At 63.8% G+C, this 276-nt stretch carries 1 protein-coding gene; it reads right to left on the reverse strand.

Annotation, left to right across the window (positions count from 1 at the left end):
• Positions 1-119 precede the first annotated feature (119 nt).
• The coding region (locus SB816_RS31320) for a carboxymuconolactone decarboxylase family protein (RefSeq protein WP_410548156.1) at positions 120-276 on the reverse strand (157 nt) is incomplete at its 5' end.

The raw sequence follows: 276 nt of genomic DNA on the forward strand, positions 1-276 counted from the left end.
GGGCGATGGTTTCGCTTGCGGCGTCGTGCGCCTGCGCGGTGTTCATCGACGCGAGCGCGATCATCAGCGATGCAAGCGACGCCAGCGCGGTTTGCAGAATCGTCTTCATGGCGCGCCTCTCAGGCGGGCATCTTGCGGAACGCGATTGCCAGGCGATTCCAGCTATTGATCGCGTTGATCAGCAGGGTCAGGTCGACGATTTCGGCGTCGCTGAAATGCGGCTTGACGGCTTCCCAGACCGCGTCGGGCACGTGCTCGTGCGAGACCAGCGTGAGC

This window comes from Achromobacter sp. SIMBA_011 (assembly GCF_046535435.1).
Classification (GTDB): domain Bacteria; phylum Pseudomonadota; class Gammaproteobacteria; order Burkholderiales; family Burkholderiaceae_B; genus Achromobacter; species Achromobacter dolens.